Annotated in this window: 19 protein-coding genes; 9 read left to right on the plus strand and 10 right to left on the minus strand. The window is 36.3% G+C overall.

Features of this window, described 5'->3' with window-relative positions; all coding sequences use genetic code 11:
- Window positions 1–190: 190 nt before the first annotated feature.
- The 7 genes from AC3WTA_RS22110 to AC3WTA_RS22140 form a co-directional block, all read right to left on the minus strand.
- On the minus strand, window positions 191–1,357 hold the full coding sequence (locus tag AC3WTA_RS22110; RefSeq protein ID WP_000681622.1) for a Ger(x)C family spore germination protein: 1,167 nt from the start codon (window positions 1,355–1,357) through the stop codon (window positions 191–193).
- Window positions 1,341–2,465: a spore germination protein GerLB gene (gene gerLB, locus AC3WTA_RS22115; RefSeq protein WP_000802029.1), complete on the minus strand. Its 1,125-nt coding sequence runs from the start codon at window positions 2,463–2,465 to the stop codon at window positions 1,341–1,343. The genes AC3WTA_RS22110 and gerLB overlap by 17 nt, the downstream gene beginning before the upstream one ends.
- On the minus strand, window positions 2,466–3,944 hold the full coding sequence (gene gerLA / locus AC3WTA_RS22120) for a spore germination protein GerLA (protein WP_095205680.1): 1,479 nt from the start codon (window positions 3,942–3,944) through the stop codon (window positions 2,466–2,468).
- A 101-nt stretch (window positions 3,945–4,045) separates the two neighbouring features.
- A complete protein-coding gene (locus AC3WTA_RS22125) occupies window positions 4,046–5,518 on the minus strand; it encodes a sodium:solute symporter family protein (RefSeq protein WP_000561012.1) in 1,473 nt (490 codons plus the stop codon).
- Window positions 5,515–5,712, minus strand: a complete 198-nt coding sequence (locus tag AC3WTA_RS22130) for a DUF3311 domain-containing protein (RefSeq protein ID WP_000719861.1) — start codon at window positions 5,710–5,712, stop codon at window positions 5,515–5,517. Before AC3WTA_RS22130 ends, AC3WTA_RS22125 begins: the two co-directional genes overlap by 4 nt.
- Before the next feature lies 1 nt (window position 5,713).
- The gene (locus AC3WTA_RS22135) at window positions 5,714–6,889 is read right to left on the minus strand and encodes a M20 family metallopeptidase (RefSeq protein WP_000382108.1); all 1,176 of its coding nucleotides are present in this window, start codon (window positions 6,887–6,889) and stop codon (window positions 5,714–5,716) included.
- A gap of 132 nt (window positions 6,890–7,021) precedes the next feature.
- Entirely contained in the window at window positions 7,022–7,732 is a 711-nt protein-coding gene (locus AC3WTA_RS22140) for a C39 family peptidase (protein WP_000734466.1), read from the minus strand.
- Between the two features lie 376 nt (window positions 7,733–8,108).
- Between AC3WTA_RS22140 and AC3WTA_RS22145 the strand changes: the two genes are divergently transcribed.
- The 8 genes from AC3WTA_RS22145 to AC3WTA_RS22180 all read left to right on the plus strand — a co-directional run bounded on the left by AC3WTA_RS22145 (window position 8,109) and on the right by AC3WTA_RS22180 (window position 16,453).
- The gene (locus AC3WTA_RS22145; RefSeq protein ID WP_001076072.1) at window positions 8,109–9,524 is read left to right on the plus strand and encodes an amino acid permease; all 1,416 of its coding nucleotides are present in this window, start codon (window positions 8,109–8,111) and stop codon (window positions 9,522–9,524) included.
- 282 nt (window positions 9,525–9,806) lie between these two features.
- On the plus strand, window positions 9,807–10,682 hold the full coding sequence (locus AC3WTA_RS22150; protein ID WP_001176181.1) for a cytochrome aa3 quinol oxidase subunit II: 876 nt from the start codon (window positions 9,807–9,809) through the stop codon (window positions 10,680–10,682).
- Between the two features lie 33 nt (window positions 10,683–10,715).
- Window positions 10,716–12,650, plus strand: a complete 1,935-nt coding sequence (qoxB, locus tag AC3WTA_RS22155) for a cytochrome aa3 quinol oxidase subunit I (protein ID WP_000762383.1) — start codon at window positions 10,716–10,718, stop codon at window positions 12,648–12,650.
- Between the two features lie 13 nt (window positions 12,651–12,663).
- Complete coding sequence (gene qoxC / locus AC3WTA_RS22160) at window positions 12,664–13,266, plus strand: cytochrome aa3 quinol oxidase subunit III (RefSeq protein ID WP_000729313.1); 603 nt, start codon at window positions 12,664–12,666, stop codon at window positions 13,264–13,266.
- Entirely contained in the window at window positions 13,267–13,578 is a 312-nt protein-coding gene (qoxD, locus tag AC3WTA_RS22165) for a cytochrome aa3 quinol oxidase subunit IV (RefSeq protein WP_000531382.1), read from the plus strand.
- A 282-nt stretch (window positions 13,579–13,860) separates the two neighbouring features.
- On the plus strand, window positions 13,861–15,690 hold the full coding sequence (locus AC3WTA_RS22170; RefSeq protein WP_000399985.1) for a monovalent cation:proton antiporter family protein: 1,830 nt from the start codon (window positions 13,861–13,863) through the stop codon (window positions 15,688–15,690).
- Window positions 15,691–15,743: 53 nt separating this feature from the next.
- Window positions 15,744–16,001, plus strand: coding sequence for a DUF4022 family protein (locus AC3WTA_RS22175; protein WP_000926994.1), 258 nt, complete (start codon window positions 15,744–15,746; stop codon window positions 15,999–16,001).
- Between the two features lie 14 nt (window positions 16,002–16,015).
- The gene (locus AC3WTA_RS22180) at window positions 16,016–16,453 is read left to right on the plus strand and encodes a GNAT family N-acetyltransferase (protein ID WP_000633770.1); all 438 of its coding nucleotides are present in this window, start codon (window positions 16,016–16,018) and stop codon (window positions 16,451–16,453) included.
- A 39-nt stretch (window positions 16,454–16,492) separates the two neighbouring features.
- On the opposite strand, the gene AC3WTA_RS22185 is transcribed toward AC3WTA_RS22180, so the two are convergent.
- From AC3WTA_RS22185 to AC3WTA_RS22195, 3 genes are all read right to left on the minus strand, one after another.
- Window positions 16,493–16,921, minus strand: coding sequence for a hypothetical protein (locus AC3WTA_RS22185; protein WP_002096846.1), 429 nt, complete (start codon window positions 16,919–16,921; stop codon window positions 16,493–16,495).
- 4 nt (window positions 16,922–16,925) lie between these two features.
- Window positions 16,926–17,126, minus strand: coding sequence for a helix-turn-helix transcriptional regulator (locus tag AC3WTA_RS22190; protein ID WP_000301181.1), 201 nt, complete (start codon window positions 17,124–17,126; stop codon window positions 16,926–16,928).
- A 136-nt stretch (window positions 17,127–17,262) separates the two neighbouring features.
- On the minus strand, window positions 17,263–18,555 hold the full coding sequence (locus AC3WTA_RS22195) for an NCS2 family permease (protein ID WP_000487201.1): 1,293 nt from the start codon (window positions 18,553–18,555) through the stop codon (window positions 17,263–17,265).
- Between the two features lie 280 nt (window positions 18,556–18,835).
- Between AC3WTA_RS22195 and AC3WTA_RS22200 the strand changes: the two genes are divergently transcribed.
- Window positions 18,836–20,227, plus strand: a complete 1,392-nt coding sequence (locus AC3WTA_RS22200; RefSeq protein ID WP_001164884.1) for an amino acid permease — start codon at window positions 18,836–18,838, stop codon at window positions 20,225–20,227.
- The last annotated feature ends 10 nt before the right edge of the window (window positions 20,228–20,237 follow it).

The raw sequence follows: 20,237 nt of genomic DNA on the forward strand, positions 1-20,237 counted from the left end.
TATCCCCCTTCACATATGCTTTGTGCGAAAGAAACCTGAAATCATTCAGGTTTCTTTTTTTGTGCATCAGTATTCCAAGGCTGTGCTCCATACATTGTGAGTTTCTTATGAATAAAGTATATGGCCCCCGGAAGAATCGCCATTAATATTGTGCAACTAATTCCTAATCCAGTAAACACCTTCCATCACCTTACTTTACTCTTTTTGGTAAAGCTGAACCTGAATGCTCAATTGTCGGATGAACATGAACAGTAATCTCAGCATTACTAAAGTAATTTTCACCTTGATCCCAATTCTTATCTATCTTCTTCCATTCTTTATAATTATGCCGCTTATATACGTCCCCTAACTCTAATACATCTACCTTATATTTTTTTTGAACAAGCTTAATCGATTTTTGAATGCGCTTCTCCATTTCCTCCGTGATGTTTTTCTTTAATCGCTTTTCGTTCATAATTTGTTTATGATCACTAAAATGCAACTCAGCCAATGTTCCTTCCAAAAACAAGTGAATATCGAACTTCGGTTTTGTAGCATTTTCTGTAGATACTTTAATCTTTCGACGCATTTTATGAATTTCATATGTAATAAGCTGGTCTTTTTTACGAATGGTAAAGAATCCTCCAATTTTCTTACCTATTATATAATTTATTCCAAATGTTTCTTCTCCATTCAAACTACCTACACACTTATTATCCTTCCCGCGAAACAACGCTGCCCCGTTCATTTGTACCCCTTGCCTTGTTAATTCAAGAATAGGTAATACGAAGCTTCGGTTGGAAATCATCTTTTCCTGAACTTCACCAATTCTTGCAGCCTCAATCATTTGAGCATTTTTCGGAGGATGTTCAGCTAACATATCAATATACTGCGCCGGTAAATTTTCAGGCTTAGCGCTCTGCTTCAAAATAGCTTCTGCATTTTTCTTAGAAACGAACAAACGTATATTTCTTCTCATCTCATGATCACGAATATATACATCTAACGTATTTTGTAAAACATATGGATTCGATAATAAATCTTTAGAAAAAATTATCACTTGTATGTGCGGAAAGAATAGTGAGCGACTAATTTTTTTGGCAATAATTCGTATTTGCTCAAAGACACTATCTGCCTTCGCACTCACATTAATATAATTTTCGCTATCTCCACCACCTTGTCCACCTTGTTGCGACAATTTACTGGGGAGTACCATCTGATACGTCCCTTTCATAATTGGATTCGCTTTCTTTTTTTTCACAATATCATAGGCTGCACCTACTACAAATCCTCTTTCTTCTATTTCTTCTAACTCAGAGCATCCACCTATCGATCCCGCTAACACTAGAAGCATTATAATTTTAAGAAGGTGTTTCATTTCTACCATTCCTTCTTTTTATTTTATATACAATAAAAACTAACAAAGGTGCTAACACGACAAAGCCCATATCTATCCAAGCTAAATAAGTTCCGTAATTTGACAAGTCATTCAAACTACTAGGTATCATATTCAGCATAAAAATAATCGGGGCACTTACGAAAATAAAAATATGTTTCTTCACTTTCGGAAACATAGCACAAAACAATAAAGATGCGACGTCATAATACATTGCTGTAGTGTTATAAATAGTAATAATCCAAGTAGTAAAAAAAATCGCATCAAACCTTTCTAAAAACCCCCCACCAATTTCAATTTCTTTCCCTAGTTCAATTGTTGGATATGTCAATCCACGTGTTGTCATATATGTAAAAACACTAATACAAGTTACATAAATTAAAATGTATGACAACACGTTTACCATCACCGCTTTTGCAACTGCCATCGGTGCCTTTTTCACTGACTTATCGTTCAACATCACAGCATAAAACAGAGCTACCTCAAATCCGATAAATGTGAAAATAGAGTTTTTAACTCCTACAGCATATTGACTGACGTCCGTTTGAAAAGCTGGTAGTAAATTATTTATTTCCATTAAATTTATATTCAATAAAGAAAGCAGCACTATCGCAATTAAAACTATAGGTAAAAACAAAACGTTTAGCCTTAATAAAGCCGCTCTCGATCCTGCTATTCCATAAATAACAACTAATAGGAAAAAGAAAGACAATAGTTGCACTGGTGTATCACTAAATAAATACGTTTGTGAAATAATTGCAATCATTCGCGATTCATATGCTGTCAAAGCAGCAAACGTTAATACTAAAATGCTACTAATTGTGTATGCAACAGGCTTCGTCAAATGTGCACTCGTATATTGAACAAAGTTTTGTTTTGGGAATAAAATAGCTACCCTCGTTACAAACCACCCTAAAACCGCACAGACTAATCCACCCAAAAGCAAAATAATCCAACCGTCCGAAAATAAGGTTTGCGTAGCAATATCTCGCGGCATAGATAATGCACCTATACCGATAATTGTTGACGATACCGCAAAACCAATTTCACGAGATCCAATCTCTTCATCCCCATATTCAAATGGCTTCAATTACTCTCGCTCCTTTGGACGTATTGTAGAATCTTTCGTTTGTAAGTACTCTGGTCTTTCTTTCAACATTGATTTTGGCAAGCGAATCATTTCTTCTTCCCAATCTTTATAAAATGCAGGAGCAATAGGCGTTGTATATGGCACCCCAACACTCTTTAAATTCGTAATATGAATCGCAAGTGCAATAAGAGCTAAAATAATTCCATATAGTCCAAAAGCAGTCGCCGCTAAAACAAAGACAAAAAGTAAAATCCGAAACGTAATCGTAATGCTATATACAGGCAGTGAAAATGTAGCAATTGCAGTAACTGCAATAATAATTACTAAAAACGGATTTACAATCCCTGCGTTCACCGCAGCTTCTCCAATTACAAGACCACCTACAATCCCAATTGTTTGCCCCATCGGTTTTGGCAACCTAATTCCCGCTTCTCGTATTAACTCCATCGTTAATGCCATCATTAACGTTTCTATATATGCCGGAAATGGTACCCCTTCTCTCGCTCCCGCAATAGAATAAGCTAATTTAGAGGGAATAAGCCCTTGATGATACGAAACAAGCGCTACGTACGTGGCAGGTAGTAAAACAGCAGCAATACCTGATCCCATACGTAAAATTCTTAATAACGTACCAATTACCCAGCGCTCATAATGATCTTCTACAGATTGAAAAATATCAACAAACACTAGTGGAGCGATAAGAGCAAATGGTGATCCGTCCACTAAAATGGCCGCTTTTCCTTTCGCTAGCGCAGCCACTATATTATCAGGTCTTTCTGTATTCAAAAATTGCGGGAATGGTGATAAATTATTGTCTTGAATTAATTGCTCAATCGTTCCTGTCTCAAGAATAACGTCTGCCACTATTGATTGAAGCCGTCGATCTAATTCGTCTACAATATAAGGGTTAATAATATCCTCTATATAGACTAAAGTTACTTCTTTTTGCGATCGCTTCCCCATAATATAGGATCGAAACCGTAACTTCGGATCACGTAAGCTGCGGCGAATTAACATCTTATTTACGTTAATATCTTCATTCAATCCAATTCTTGGTCCACGTATTAAATCTTCTGTTACTGGAGATTCTAGACTTCTTTTTTCCCATGCTCGGCTATTAATGACAATAGCGGTTTGAATATTATCAATTAATATAACTGTGTCTCCTGCTAAAATCGCATTTATAATGTCTGGAAACGTTGTCTTCATACCGACTTCTGCAATAGAAATAAAACGATCCAATAATGTTTGAACAACAGCTTCTTCTTTTTGTACTTCTTCATATTGAAGTGTACGAACTACATATTTATAAACATTATCCTTATCTGTTAACCCACATAAAAAAATAACCGCACAGCGTGTAAAACTACCCGCAAGGGCAACTTCCCTAATTGTTAAATCATTAGGCGAACCTAATTCATCCCTAATTTCTTTCATAACTTCAAATAAGTTACCTTTTAACTCTAACAATTCCCCCACCTAACTTCCTTTTCAACAAGTTTTTAGTTAGATTCCGCTAATAGAAGAAAATATATACAAAAAAGAGCTATCTCTTTTCAAAGATAGCTCTAGCACACGGATTACTTTTCTACTATTATACTGTCTGTCTTTATAGACACATTTCTCGTGAACCCGCTAACGATAAACATCACAATCATATTCATTAACAATGCGACTATACCTACATTTAAATCTTTTATATATTGAGGGAAACCTGGAAACATTGTAGCTATAGTTGAACCAGATAAAGTAATATATGCGACCACTAACAATCCAATCCCCATTCCTGCAATTGCCCCTTGCTTCGTAATAACTTGACGTGGAAACAAACTACATACAAGCGCAGGGAAAAGTTGTGTCACTATACTGTATCCCATTAAAAGAAGTGCTCCTATTGTTTCTCCACCTTTAAAAGTGAACAAAACAGCTACAAGCGTTACTACAGGAACAAATAATTTTGCCGCTTTAGCAACTTGTCTATCTGAAGCAGATGGGACCATTGTTCGGTAAATATTTTTTGCTAATAAAGTAGATGCCGCCATAACAAGCATGGAACCCGGAACTAATGCTGTTAATACTCCTGCACTACCAATAATACCAATAAACCATGGATCAAATGTTTGAAGAGCGAGACGGAATAACGAAAGGTCTACATCCCCTCCCTTTAACCCTGGAACTTGCAGTATAGCTGCAAACCCTGCAAAGAACACGAAAAGTAAAACTAAAGAATACAATGGCATAATTGCCGCATTTTTACGAAATACTTTTTCATTTTTTGCAGAGAAAGCAGAAGCGAATGTATGGGGCCACATATAGAAACCGAGAGCTGTTAATACAATAGTAGAAACAAACCAAGAAATGCTCATTCCTTCATCAGGTAAAGATAGAAATCCTGGTTTTGCTGCTTCTACAGCTTCAAACATCGGCTGAAAACCTCCGTAATAATGATATGGTAAATATATACCTAAAAACATAACGATAAACAGGATCATAATATCCTTCAAAGCGGCTGTCCAAGCAGAGCCGTATATGCCTGAAACCATTACATATATCGTTATAACAATCGCACCAATCCACACTGCAATAACTGGTGATACCCTGCCGTAAGATGCTTCCGAAACGATAATACCTAATCCTTTTAACTGTAAAACAAGGTATGGGATAATTGAAATAACCCCAATGACAGAAACGATAATGCCAAGCGTCTGACTCTTATATTTCTTCACAAAAAAATCTGGCTGTGAAACAAGATTATGCTCTTTCGCATACTTCCAAACTGGCGGCAATAAAAAGTAAGATAAAATATAAGCTAGTGCACCATAACCTAAAATATAGAAAGTAGGTGCTCCTTTACTATACGCCCATCCACTTCCGCCTAAAAATGTGAACGTCGTATAAATTTCACCTGCCATAAGAAGAAAAACAAAAATAGTGCCAAAGCCTCTTCCTCCAACTGACCATTGCTCTAAATTCATATCTTTTCCATGTTGTGCCCGAATTCCTAAAAATAGTGCGAGAAACAAAAATAAAATAATGATAAGTAAGGCGATCATTTTACATCCCCCTTATTAGCAGGATCAAATACGTACACAAGCCCCATACAAAGAGACGTAATGAGCACCGATAATAATACCCAAAATAATAAAAATGGCATCCCTAATACGTAAGGAGTAACTGAATTAGCAAATACAGGTCCAACAACTAAACAAAAAACTGGAATAAGCGCTAATACGTGTATTTTCTTCATCTCATTCTCCTTTACTTATAAAATTCATAATAGATGATACAAAAACTTCCACTCCAATCGGTAATGCATCTTCATCAATCGTAAAACGAGGATGATGGTGCGGATATATAATTCCCTTCTCTTTATTTCCCGCTCCGATAAAAAAGAATGTCCCTGGCGCCTTTTGTAAAAACGCTGAAAAATCTTCCCCAGCCATCGTCGGTTGTAAACGAGTAACTCGTTCCCTTCCATAAAGCTGTAATGCAGTTTGCTCAATAATCTCTGTAACTTCATAATCATTTACTACTGGTCGATATCCATATTCATAAGAAAATGTATATTTCGCTCCGTAAGATTCCGTCACATGCTTCACAATCCGTTCAATCCTTTTCTCTGTTTCTTCTCGCAACTCATGTCTTAAACTCCGCACTGTCCCTTCAATCTCCGCTTGTTCTGGAATCACATTATGGGTTGTCCCAGCATGAAATTGCGTAACAGATACTACAAGAGAATCTAACGGATTCGTGAGGCGAGATACAATGTGCTGAAGTTGCGAAACGACTTGTGTACCGATTGCAATACTATCAACCGTTTCATGAGGGATTCCAGCATGTCCACCTTTTCCTTCTATCGTAATTTTAAAAACATCTGGGGCAGCCATTGCAGGACCATAAATTACACCTATTTTACCAACCTCTAACGATGCCCAAAGGTGAGCACCAATAATATAATCCACACCTTCCATTACGCCCGCTGCAACCATTTCCTCTGCACCGCCAGGAAAGTTTTCTTCTGCATGTTGGAAGAGAAAACGAATCTCTCCTTTAATCTTCTCTCTTTTTTCTACTAACTTATGTACGACCCCAAGTAATATCGCTATATGTCCATCATGGCCACATGCATGCATAACACCTGGATATGTAGAAATAAAATCAAACTCATTTTCTTCATGAATAGGAAGAGCGTCCATGTCAGCACGAACCGCGATGGTTTTACCAGGTTGCTTACCAATCAACCTTGCCATTACACTATATTTAGTAGGTCTTGACACTTCTAAACATGGGATTTTTCGAAGTATATCGAATACAAATTGCGATGTTTTTTCTTCTTGAAAAGATAACTCTGGATACTTATGAAAATGCCTTCTCCACTCAATCAATTGATTTTTCGATAAAACCAGTTCCTTTGCAACATCCATTTCTCTTCGCCCCTTCTTCACCAAGTTAAATGTTATTATAACGTGAATTGTTAACTTTTAAAAGAATATTCTGAATTTTCCATTATAATAACTTAAAAATAAAAAGCCATCAAAAAGATGACTTTTTCAGTATTATAGAATAGTAATCGCTTGTTTCCCCATTTGCTCCCAAGCTTTCTCAAACTCTGCTCGCGGAACAGCAAAACGCGGATTATTTTTAAGCGGATCATTTACATATACAAAGTTTTGATCATACCCAACTATTACTACACTATGTTCATAATATGTAATTTTCACTTCGCCAGAGCTTGTATTCCATGTTTCAAAACTACTCTCGGCTAGTGGCTTAAACGTTGTATTAATAATGACCCATACTGGCGAACCGGAACTAACTACTTTATACATATCTTGCACGTCTCTACCTGTTAAATTAACTACTTTTTCAGGAGCATATTTTTCTGCTAAATTAAAAATGGGTTGATTATATACACCATATCCTGGCTCTGCCTTCGTATAAATATTTCCAACAAACCCCTCATAAGGATTTCCACGTAAACCATTTTGTTCAAATGGAACACGATGAATTTCGCTAGCAAGTTGCATCTTATCTACTTGTATACCTTTGTATTTTAGCAACATAGCCAAACTTGTAACTTCACATCCACGAGGTAATTCTGGTAACTGCTTTATAAACGGAACATTTTCAATCATAGTTGCTTCTTTCATTTCAGATAAAAACTCTAAACGGAACACTTGCGCCTTTTGTATAATTTTATCTTTCCCTATAAAAAACGCGGCAGCAAATATAATTCCAAAAACAAAAAGATATTTTAACTTTTTCATTTTAAACAAAACTCCATTAATTATTATTTTACAGACATACCTCTTATCATTGTACCTTTCTTCTTACTAGTTTGCTAGAAAGATTCTATGAATTATTGTTCACACTTCCATCGTTATAAAATTCTAATTATTTTTAATAAAAAGAAAAAACAATATACTTTTCTGAATATTTTTGCTAAAATCAAAATAATTAACATAGTGAAGATATCACCTTGTTAATAAAAACATTCTTAGAGTATTTAGTCATAGTTCGCATTTTTACATACTCCATTCATTTCATAATAAATAAGCCGAGTATGTGTCACATCCCCCACTAATGATTAAAAACTCGGAATGAAAATCAATTCATACAAGAAAATAACGGGGTGAGGGGCATATGAATCAACAAGTAGAACAAACAGATTTAAAACGAACAATGAAAAGTAGACACCTATTTATGATTGCACTTGGTGGGGTTATCGGAACTGGCCTATTTATGGGATCTGGTCAAATCGTCCATAACGCCGGTCCTGGTGGTGCTATTCTTGCATTTTTAGTCGGTGGATTTGTTATGTATTTAACGATGTTATGTCTTGGTGAATTATCAGTTGCTATGCCAGAAGCAGGTTCATTCCAAAGCTATGCAAGCAAATTTATTTCACCTGGTTTTGGATTTGTTGTCGGTTGGATGTATTGGTTAAATTGGGCTGTTACAGTTGGGGTAGAGTTAACAACTGTAAGTATTTTAATGAAACGTTGGTTTCCAGACGTTTCTTCGTGGATTTGGTGTGTTACATTTGCAGCAGCACTCTTTCTTGTAAACGCATTATCAGCAAAGGCATATGCAGAAGCAGAATTTTGGTTCGCAAGTGTAAAAGTCGCAACCATTGTTATTTTCATCGTACTCGGTGGTGCAGTTATGTTCGGTCTACTAGACTTTAATGGAAAACCAGCACCAATGCTTCACAATTTCACTGAAAATGGCGGGTTATTTCCAAACGGTGCATTAGCTGTTCTTCTTACGATGATTACAGTAAATTACTCCTTCCAAGGAACAGAATTAATCGGAATTGCTTCAGGAGAAAGTGAAAACCCTGAGAAAACAATTCCAAAAGCGATTAAAAATACCATTTGGCGAACTCTCTTCTTCTTCGTCCTAGCAATATCAGTTGTTGTAGGTTTACTCCCATGGCAAGAGGCTAATCTAGTCGAAAGTCCATTTGTACTTGTATTTGATGTGGCTGGTGTTCCATATGCAGCTGACATTATGAACTTTGTTATTATTACAGCAGTATTATCCGTAGCCAACTCTGGTCTATACGCAAATTCTCGTATGCTTTGGGCGATGGCAAAACAAGGAATGGCAAGTCCAGCTTTTACGAAGTTAACTAAAAAAGGAGTGCCACTAAACGCATTAATTTTCAGTCTAATTTTTGCAAGTTTGTCTCTATTAACAAGTATATTTGCGGCAGATACTGTCTTTTTAGTTTTAACATCTATTGCAGCTATGGCCGCTGTCGTAGTTTGGATGTCAATCGCAGCTTCACAGTTTTTCTTCCGTAGAAATTTCTTAAAAAACGGCGGGGACATTAATGATTTAAAATATCGCACACCACTTTATCCAATCGTTCCAATCGTAGCATTCTCACTCAATTTCATTACATTTGTTAGTTTAGCTTTCATTCCAGATCAGAGAATTGCTCTTTATTGTGGTATTCCATTTATGATTTTTTGTTACATTTTATACCAATTAAAATATAAAAAAGTTGTCACATTTGAACAACAAATAAATCTAAAAAAAGAAGTAAACTAAATATACAAAATATTCAGCTATCTTTCTTATCATAAGATAGCTTTTTTCTATTTCTTGGATATCTTGGTATAACTTTATTTATCTTAAAATTTCCACAATCACGTTTTTCACTGGAAAATGGTTTACAATGTTATCAAGTTACAAATGATATTCACCTTAAAAAGTGTGCATTTGTGTCTATTTTTTAACAATATCACAAAAACTATTGCCATCTATAAATTAATAGGTTTATATTGTTTTATTGGCATAGTTTCAATCCAAGGAGAAAGGAGATTTTCAATCGTGCAACTAAAGAAAACGTTTTGGAAGCTGGCTTCGCTTCTTCCGTTATCATTACTTCTGTTCCTCGGCGGCTGTGATAAGAAACTCGCAGTATTAAATCCGCAAGGACCTGTTGCAAAAGCACAGTATGATTTAATTGTTTGGTCATTCTTGCTTATGTCATTAATTATCGCAATTGTATTCATCTTGTTTACAGTCATCTTGATTCGTTATCGTGAAAAACCAGAGAATATGGACTACGAGCCACCTGAACAACACGGTAACACATTATTAGAAATTATTTGGACGCTTGTTCCTGTTATTATCGTTATCGCATTATCGATTCCAACAGTAAAAGCAACGTATGCTTCGGAAGAGGTTCCGGAAGAGTCCAAACATATTAAACCAGTTGAGATTTATGTTACATCTGCAAACTGGAAATGGTTATTCAGTTACCCAGAGGAAAAAATTGAAACCGTTAACTATTTAAACATCCCAGCTGGTGTACCAATTCAATTCAAACTGACTTCTGTCGGTCCAATGAATGCTTTCTGGGTACCAGAACTTGGTGGTATGAAGTACACTATGGATGGCATGATTATGGATCTTTATTTACAAGCTGATAAGCCGGGTTCTTACCTAGGCCGTAGTGCGAACTTCTCTGGTGAAGGATTCACACATATGGAGTTCGAAGTTGAAGCAAAAACTAAAGAGAAATATGACAAGTGGGTTAAAGAAGTACAACAAACTGCTCCTAAACTAACAGAAGATAAGTACAACGAAATTGTTAAACCTGGTGTAGTTGGTCGTATGACATTCTCTAGTCACCACTTAAGTTATGTAGATCCAAAATCACTTGAATATTGTGATTACAACTACTACAAAAACAAAAAATAATAGCTATTATTCCAACAGATTGGAGTGAACACAGTGAAGCTTGATGAATTCTTTGTCACAGGTGACCCGATTATTTACGGTGCAGACGCTTCTATCGTTCTTGTGACATTAGCAATCATTTTCGTACTAACAAAGTATAAAAAATGGAAATGGCTTTGGGACGAATGGTTAACAACTGTTGACCATAAAAAGATTGGGGCCATGTATATTATTTCTGCGGTTATCATGTTATTCCGTGGTGGTATGGACGGTTTAATGATCCGTGCACAGTTAACATTCCCAGAAACAACTTATTTAAATGCTGAACACTATAACGGAATCTTCACAACACACGGTACAGTTATGATTCTTTTCATGGCGATGCCATTCGTTATGGGATTAATGAACCTTGTAGTACCATTACAAATTGGTGCTCGTGACGTTGCATATCCGTTCTTAAATGCTTTAAGTTTCTGGTTATTCTTTGTCGGAGCAATGTTATTCAACATCGCTTTCGTAATCGGTGGTTCTCCAGACGCTGGGTGGACTTCTTACTTCCCAATGGCAGGTACAGAGTTTACTTCTGGTGTAGGAAATAACTACTACGCAATTGCATTACAGATTTCAGGTCTCGGTACGCTAATGACCGGTATTAACTTCCTTGTTACTATCTTAAAAATGCGTACACCTGGTATGACTTTAATGAGAATGCCAATGTTTACTTGGTCAATCTTAATTACAACAGTTATCATTATTTTCGCTTTCCCAGTATTAACAGTTGCTCTTGCATTAATGACATTTGACCGTCTATTCGATGCTCACTTCTTTACGATGGCGAGCGGCGGTATGCCAATGTTATGGGCCAACCTATTCTGGGTATGGGGTCACCCTGAAGTATATATCGTTATTTTACCGGCATTCGGTATTTTCTCTGAAATCATTAGTACATTCTCACGTAAACGTCTATTCGGTTACAGTGCGATGGTATACTCAATGGTTGCAATTTCTTTACTAAGTTTCGTCGTATGGCTTCATCACTTCTTCACGATGGGTGCAGGTCCAGCGGTTAACTCATTCTTCTCGATTTCGACAATGGCGATTTCGATTCCAACCGGGGTTAAGATCTTTAACTGGTTGTTTACACTGTATAAAGGACGTATTCGTTTTACAGTTCCAATGCTTTGGTCATTGGCATTTATTCCAAACTTCGTAGTCGGTGGGGTTACAGGGGTTATGCTTGGTATGGCAGCAGCTGATTATCAGTACCATAACAGCTACTTCCTAATTGCTCACTTCCACTACGTATTAATCGCAGGTACAGTATTCGCTATGCTTGCTGGATTCACATTCTGGTATCCAAAAATGACTGGTCATATGTTAAACGAACGCCTAGGTAAATGGACATTCTGGATCTTTATGAGCGGATTCAATATCTGTTTCTTCCCAATGTACTTCTTAGGTTTAGACGGTATGACTCGTCGTATGTACACTTACTCTGAAAGTCTTGGATGGGGATGGCTAAACCAAATCGCATCTGTTGGTGCGGTAATGATGGGTATTGGTTTCCTAATTCTTTGTTACAACGTAATTTGGAGTGCTCGTCACGGTGAACGTGACACAACTGGAGATCCATGGGATGGCCGTACACTTGAATGGGCAACTCAATCTCCTGTACAACATTACAACTTCGCGAAACTTCCTGAAATCAAAGAAGCTGATGCTTTCTGGTACATGAAAAAACGCGGAGAAACAGTTACACCAGCAGCAGAAGATATCAAACCAATTCACATGCCAAGTAACTCTGGTGTGCCTATTATTGCGTCTTTATTCTTCGGTCTTGCAGGTTTCGCATTAGTATTTAGCTGGTTCTGGCTTGCAGCAATCGGCGGCGTTGGTATTTTAGCTTGCTTAATCTATCGTTCATTCGATTATGATGATGGCTACTACGTAAGTGTTGATGAAATTAAAGAAACAGAACATATAGCATGAGAGGTGAAATGATATGGCGGCTTTAGATAAAAGCTTACCTTTGGAATATCAATCCGAGCAAAGCAGATTGAATATCCTAGGATTCTGGATTTTTCTTGGGGCTGAAATTATGCTGTTCGCAACACTTTTCGCCTCTTATCTAGTACTTGCTGGTCGTACGGCAGATGGCCCAACCCCAGCGCAACTGTTTGAACTTAAAACGCTTTTAATTCAAACATTACTACTTTTAACAAGTAGTTTCACATGTGGTATCGTAATTCACGAAATGCGTAAGCACAACCAAAAAGCAATGCTTGGATGGTTCATCCTTACATTACTTTTAGGTGCAGGTTTCCTATTCTTTGAAATCGAAGAGTTCATTATGTACATCGGTGAAGGCGCAACAATTCAAACAAGTGCTTTCCTATCTGCATTCTTCGTTCTTCTTGGAACGCACGGAGCCCACGTAACAGGCGGTATCATTTGGGCAATTTGTGTTATTATCCAAATTTTAAAACGAGGTTTAACACCAGTTACAGCTCGTAAAGTATTTATTATCAGCTTATACTGGCATTTCCTTGATCTTGTTTGGGTCTTTATTTACACACTAGTTTACTTGAACGGGATGGTGGCGTAAATGGGTCAAAATAACAACCAGGCAAACGGGCATGCGCATAGCGGATTCCCTTGGTCACACGTTTTCGGATTTATTTTATCGCTTGCACTAACGTTTCTAGCGTTATACGTGGCACTTTATACAAACTTGCCACTTTCAACAATCTTAACAACTATTATCGTAATGGCTGTTGCGCAAGCGTTGTTACAATTAATTATGTTCATGCATTTAAAAGAAGGAGAAGGAAGAGTTCAAATTCTTACTATGATATACAGTTTCTTCGTTGCAACTGCAACAGTTGGTTTAACTGTATGGATCTTCTTCTCAATGTAATGTACATGAAAAAGACTGCTGAGATTCCTCAGCAGTCTTTTTTTATCCCTCATTAACGAGCAGTAAGACCCCAGGGGGATCAACTGCCCGTAAAAGCCTTCACTTTATCCCCTCTCCTATTACATCCACATTACGGAATTAACAACAGAATCATGAAAAATATACTTATTATGACAAATCTTAAGAAAACTCTTTCTTTATGAAATCGAATCCATATGCGTTGCTTTTCTACCTATTATATGGCTAAATAAGTACTATATTTATTTGAAGGGAGAGAACGCAATGGAACATCATACTTCTGTTCTATCACTTATGGTTGTCGTTGCAATCGCGTTTTTCGTTCCCCTTTTGTTACAACGCTTTAAATTAAAAGCACTTCCTGTCGTTGTTGCAGAAATCATTGCAGGAATCTTTGTAGGTAAAAGTGGGTTTAATATTATTGAGCCAGATATGTGGCTTCAAGTCTTATCGACACTAGGATTTATCTTCTTAATGTTCTTAAGCGGTTTAGAAATTGATTTTTCTATCTTTAAACAAAAAGGGAAAAAGAATACGACAAACGAACCAAACACATTCCAAGCAGCAAGCATTATCTTCTTATTTATTTTCATCTTATCTTATGCCCTATCATTACTGTTCGTATGGCTAGGATTCGTGGATAATGCAATGTTTATGACTTTAATTATTTCAACTATTTCTTTAGGTGTTGTTGTACCAACATTAAAAGAGAATAACTTAGGAAAAACGGCAATCGGACAAATCATTTTATTAGTCGCTGTTATTGCAGATTTAGTTACAATGATTTTACTCGCTGTATTCGTCGGATTAAATTCCGAAAGCGGCCAAAGCATGTGGCTCCTTCTTCTTCTATTCGGCGCTGGTATTGTTATTTACTTCGTTGCAAAACGCTTTAAAAACATTCCATACTTAGATAGCTTAAAAGCTGGTAGTGTACAAATTGATACACGAGCTGTTTTTGCACTCATCTTAATATTAGTTGGGTTATCTGAATCTGTTGGAGCTGAAAATATTTTAGGTGCCTTCTTAGCAGGGGTACTCGTATCGTTATTATCACCAAATGAAGATATGGTTGAAAAACTGGATTCCATCGGCTACGGTTTCTTCATCCCTATTTTCTTCGTAATGGTTGGTGTGAATCTAGAAGTTTGGTCTATTTTTAAAGAACCTTCTAGCATGCTAATGATCCCAATTTTAATTGTAGGACTCTTTATTTCAAAACTGTTACCATCACTCGTCTTACGAAAATGGTATCCACGTAATATCGTACTAGGAAGTGCCATCTTATTAACATCGACACTTTCTTTAGTTATTGCAGCTGCACAAATTGGTGAAAAACTAGGAATCATCAGTCCAAGTTTATCTGCTTCCCTTATTTTAAGCGCAGTTATTACTTGTATTTTTGCACCTATATTATTTAAAAAAATGTTCCCAAAAGTAGAAACACCAAAACCAAAAGTTTCTATTATTGGCGCAAGCAGAATTACCCTTCCGTTATCACTTGATTTAAAACGAGAAGATTATGACGTAACACTATATATGATGCGTCAAAATAAAATAAATGATGAGGAAGCGAAATCACATGACTTCCCTATCGTAAAATTAGATGACATCACAATCGCTTCATTAACTGAACAAACAGCATTTCATGCAGACCGCGTTGTTGTTGCAACAAGCGATGATGAACAAAACTTATTATTAGCAGAACATGCAAAAGAGCTAGGGGTTGAACATGTTATTGCAAGTGTAGAAGATCCACTTCTACAAGAAAAAGCAACGCAAGAACATATCGCCGTATTCTCAACAATTAACTCTACACGTATTCTATTACGTGCACTAATTGATAAACCGAGTCTCGTTCGCTTAATTACAACAGCAAACGAAACAGTCCGTGAAGTGGAACTACGGAGTAATAAATATAACGGCGTTGCACTTCGTCGCCTTCCATTTTTAGGCGATGTACTCGTCATTCAAATTTATCGTGGAAATAAAGCATTAATCCCACATGGTGATACAAGCCTACAACACGGCGATACATTACTTGTAACTGGCTCAAAAGAACATATCGATACACTAAAAAGCATATTAGAATAGAAAAATGCCCCTCACATAATTGAGGGGCATTTTTTTCCATTTTATATGGTAAAATGTTACTATCACATATTATGAGGATGGATCACATTATGTCTATTGTAACTTTAGCTCTTTTATTATTAGCAGAAATACTCGTTGCCATTATTCTAATCGGTGTTAGCATTGAAATTTGTAGCTACGGATGGAAAAAATCGAATGGAATAAAATACTCTTGCCTCTTACTTTCACTCCTTCTCGGAACTGCTAGCATACTCGGACTTTTCGCCGCACCTGCCTATTTCTTTATACAACTAACAGAAAACGCCTTATAAGAAAGGATGTTAATATGATTACCGTGAAAAATATTGAGGGATCTGAAACTTACGTATTACGTCAAAAAATTTTACGCCCGAATCAAACATTAGCAGATTGTAAATACTCTTCCGACTATGAAACGGACACCTTTCACTTAGGCGCATTTATAAACGATGAACTAATTAGTATCGCTTCCTTCTCAAAAGAGATATACCCTGACTTACTAGCAGGTATTCATTATCGTCTACGAGGAATGGCCACATTACCTGAATTTCGAAACAAACGTGCTGGAAGCTCCTTAATTCAGAAAGCGGAGCAAGTCTTGCAAGAACGCCAAGCAAATATATTATGGTGTAATGGCCGAATTACTGTAGCTGAATATTACAAGCGCTTAGGCTTCCAGGAACATGGTGAAATCTTTGAAATTGAACCGATTGGCCTTCATAAAGTACTGTATAAAAGAATATAAGAAAAGCTTTCCGCAATATGGGAAAGCTTTTCTTATATTTCAATCTTCACTTTTTATTTTTCTCATATATATGTATATAAACAAACTAGGAACTAAAAAACAAGCAAACATAATAAGTCCTGTCATACTAATTTCCTTTATAGAAATATCTGGTGTTACAATGATACAAATAGCTACAATTCCAATAACAATACCTACTGGAATAAATAATAATTTCATAAAATAGCTCCGTGATACTCCACCTGTATGCTCATATGCCTCTACAGAATGTTTTAAATTTAAGAAGTTACTGACTACGATCCCGCACATAAATACCATTAATAAATCCGAAACACTTTCATATCCTGCATCTTGCAAAACGTAGCGATAAAAAACAATACCTAGTATGACGATATTTTGTAAGATGAAAACGAGTCTAATATGTTTTAGCCCCTCAATCATTAAACGTTCATCTTTCACCATTCTCATCCCCTCACTCCTCTTCCTCCCAAAATAAATCATTCAATGTTTTGTCTACCGCATAACAAATTTTCAAACATAAATCTAAAGACGGGTTGTATTTCCCCTTCTCAATTAAACTAATCGTTTGCCTTGTAACGCCTACTTTTTCTGCTAATTGTTGCTGCGTTAAATCTAACTGAACACGCGCGACTTTTATTTTACTTACAGCCATTCATGTTCCTCCTTCACCTATATTGTAACATATATATTCCATTAAGTAATTTATATTTTACTCCATTAATTTGATTTTCACCTTATTATACACAAAAAAGGAGCCTCTCATAAGAAGCCCCTTTCCTATATCTATATTATAAGAATAAATGACATCCAAATAAAATTGTAAATAAGTATAGTAACGGATGTACTTCCATCGCTTTCCCTTTCACAATTTTTAAGACTGGATACACTAAAAATCCAATTGCAATTCCATTCGCAATGCTAGACGTTAACGGAATACCAACGAAAATTAAAAATGCTGGTAATGCATCTTCAAATTCATTCCAATTAATATCACGAAGACTTTGCGCCATTAAACTACCTACAATAATTAATGAAGGAGCTGTAATAGCGGCTACACTTGATAAAGAAGCAATCACAGGGCTGAAGAATGCCGTTATAATCGTTAGACCGACAACTACAATACCTGTTAATCCTGTTTTACCACCTGCAGCAATACCAGCTGATGATTCAATCGTCGCTGCTGTTGGGCTTGTTCCAAATATAGAGCCTGTAGTCCCGCCAATTGCATCTGCAATAAACGCTTTACCAAAACGTTTCTCTGTATTATCTGTAATTAAGCCTGCTTGTTTAATTAAACCGAGTAGTGCACCTGTTGTATCAAATAACAGTACAAGTAAAAATGAAAATACAACACCATATAATCCGTATTCAATTACATCTGAAAAGGCGTTGATTGGGTTTGAAACGATAATTCCCTCTGGTAAATGAGGCATCGCAACAATTTTATCCGTAAACTTCAGTTGCCCTGTAAAGAAGGCGATAACTCCTGTCACAATCATACTAATAAATAATGCACCACTCACACGTAATGCCATTAATACCGCCGCTAATATTAAACCAATTAAAGTTAAAATAACGGCTGGAGAATGAAAATCACCAATCGTAACTAAATTAGATGGATGATCAACGATAATTCCAGAAAGGCGTAATCCAATAAAAGCAATAAATAGTCCAATTCCACCTGCAATTGCATGTTTTAAACTATCAGGAATTGCGACAATTAGCTTTTGCCTAAATGAAGTGAAAGATAATAAAAGAAAAATGATACCTGTTACAAATACTGCTGAAAACGCAATGACATATGTAATCCCCTCTGCCTGTTGAACAACAGAATAAGCAAAATACGCATTCATTCCCATAGCTGGAGCAATAACAATTGGATAGTTAGCTAAAAACGCCATACATAGCGTCCCTATAACAGTCGCAATAATAGTTGCTGTAAAAGCTTGATCAAATGGTACACCTGCATCAGATAATATTTTCGGATTGATGACAAGAATATACGCAAATGTAAAAAAAGTTGTGATGCCAGCTAAAAGCTCTTGCTTCACAGAAGTGTTATATTTTTGTAATTGAAACATGGTTATGTACCCTTCCTACATCTGAATTATTATCACATATTCTTTTCTTACTAGTATGTGAGAAAATATAATACTTAATCTTAACAATCAATAAAAAGAAGAGTCAATATATTCACTAATAGTTCGAATTTTAAGTTTAAGTCTGACAAGTACAGATGTAGTACAGTTAATCATGTTTATTTTTGTAGCATAACAGATAGAAATGTTTTATAATTTGAAATAGTTAAATGTTTAGTAAACGCATTCAAATATCGTTCACTCTACAAGGGGGATTCTTCTTATGCAGCACACAAACAAATCTGAAACTTTAAACCGTGGTTTAAAAGAACGACATATTACTTTAATGTCGCTCGGCTCCGCTATTGGCGTTGGACTATTTTTAGGATCCGCTTCTGCTATTAAGCTAGCTGGCCCTTCTATTCTACTAGGTTATATGATCGCCGGACTCGTTATTTTTTTCATTATGCGAGCACTCGGAGAAATGGCAATTGAACAACCTGTTGCCGGTTCTTTTAGTAAATATGCTTATGATTACCTTGGACCACTAGCTGGCTACATTACTGGTTGGAACTACTGGTTCTTATGGGTTGTTACTTGTATGGCTGAAATTACAGCGGCTGGCATTTACATGCAATACTGGTTCCCAGATATCCCGCGCTGGACTTGGGCTTTACTCGCTCTATTATTAATGAGTGCTTTCAACTTCTTATCCGTAAAAGTATTTGGAGAACTTGAATTTTGGTTTGCTCTCATCAAAATTGTCACAATTATCTGTATGATAATTATTGGAGCTGGTATTATTTTATTCGGATTCGGAAACGGTGGTATCGCTACTGGTATTTCAAACCTTTGGTCACATGGTGGCTGGTTCCCAAATGGTTTTTCTGGGTTACTACTCTCTTTACAAATGGTGTTATTCGCTTATTTAGGCGTTGAATTAATCGGTGTTACAGCGGGTGAAGCTCAAAATCCGAAAAAAACACTCGCAAAAGCAATCGATAACGTATTTTGGAGAATATTACTGTTCTACGTTGGGGCTCTATTCGTTATGATGGCAATTTATCCATGGAATGAACTTGGTGAAAAAGGAAGTCCATTCGTATTAACATTCCAGCAAATCGGTATCGCAAAAGCAGCAGGGATTATTAACTTTGTCGTATTAACAGCAGCTCTTTCTTCTTGTAATGGTGGTTTATTTAGTACAGGCCGTATGCTATTTACATTAGCTCAGCAAAAGAAAGCACCTGAAAGATTTGGTCGTTTAAATAAAAACGGTATTCCGAGTCAAGGAATTATAGCAACAGCTATCGTTTTACTCGTTGGTGTTATATTAAACTATCTTGTGCCCGCAAAAGTGTTTACATGGCTGACTAGTATTTCAACTTTCGGGGCAATTTGGACTTGGGGCATCATTTTAATCGCTCAAATTAAATTCCGTAAAGGTTTGCAAACTGATAAAAAGGACAAGCTAACATATAAAATGCCTTTACATCCATTAAGTTCATATTTCTCACTCGCTTTCCTTGCACTAGTATTAGGTATAATGGCGTATTCAGAAGATACAAGAATTGCATTGATTGTTGGTCCTATTTGGCTTATTGGTTTAGCTATCGTGTATTACATGAAAGGGTTCCATAAAATTGATGAAACACCTAATTCAAAAATTAGTTAAACCCAAAATC

Source organism: Bacillus sp. EB106-07-01-XG149 (genome assembly GCF_058791555.1).

Excerpts from the sequence above, each read along its gene's own strand:
- AC3WTA_RS22145 (WP_001076072.1), top strand. The coding sequence starts at position 8,109 with ATGAATCAACAAGTAGAACAAACAGATTTAAAACGAACAATGAAAAGT.
- AC3WTA_RS22185 (WP_002096846.1), bottom strand. The coding sequence starts at position 16,921 with ATGAGAATGGTGAAAGATGAACGTTTAATGATTGAGGGGCTAAAACAT.
- AC3WTA_RS22140 (WP_000734466.1), bottom strand. The coding sequence starts at position 7,732 with ATGAAAAAGTTAAAATATCTTTTTGTTTTTGGAATTATATTTGCTGCC.
- AC3WTA_RS22130 (WP_000719861.1), bottom strand. The coding sequence starts at position 5,712 with ATGAAGAAAATACACGTATTAGCGCTTATTCCAGTTTTTTGTTTAGTT.
- AC3WTA_RS22200 (WP_001164884.1), top strand. The coding sequence starts at position 18,836 with ATGCAGCACACAAACAAATCTGAAACTTTAAACCGTGGTTTAAAAGAA.
- AC3WTA_RS22175 (WP_000926994.1), top strand. The coding sequence starts at position 15,744 with ATGTTACTATCACATATTATGAGGATGGATCACATTATGTCTATTGTA.
- AC3WTA_RS22170 (WP_000399985.1), top strand. The coding sequence starts at position 13,861 with ATGGAACATCATACTTCTGTTCTATCACTTATGGTTGTCGTTGCAATC.
- qoxD (WP_000531382.1), top strand. The coding sequence starts at position 13,267 with ATGGGTCAAAATAACAACCAGGCAAACGGGCATGCGCATAGCGGATTC.
- AC3WTA_RS22135 (WP_000382108.1), bottom strand. The coding sequence starts at position 6,889 with ATGGATGTTGCAAAGGAACTGGTTTTATCGAAAAATCAATTGATTGAG.
- AC3WTA_RS22125 (WP_000561012.1), bottom strand. The coding sequence starts at position 5,518 with ATGATCGCCTTACTTATCATTATTTTATTTTTGTTTCTCGCACTATTT.
- AC3WTA_RS22180 (WP_000633770.1), top strand. The coding sequence starts at position 16,016 with ATGATTACCGTGAAAAATATTGAGGGATCTGAAACTTACGTATTACGT.
- AC3WTA_RS22195 (WP_000487201.1), bottom strand. The coding sequence starts at position 18,555 with ATGTTTCAATTACAAAAATATAACACTTCTGTGAAGCAAGAGCTTTTA.
- AC3WTA_RS22110 (WP_000681622.1), bottom strand. The coding sequence starts at position 1,357 with ATGAAACACCTTCTTAAAATTATAATGCTTCTAGTGTTAGCGGGATCG.
- qoxC (WP_000729313.1), top strand. The coding sequence starts at position 12,664 with ATGGCGGCTTTAGATAAAAGCTTACCTTTGGAATATCAATCCGAGCAA.
- AC3WTA_RS22190 (WP_000301181.1), bottom strand. The coding sequence starts at position 17,126 with ATGGCTGTAAGTAAAATAAAAGTCGCGCGTGTTCAGTTAGATTTAACG.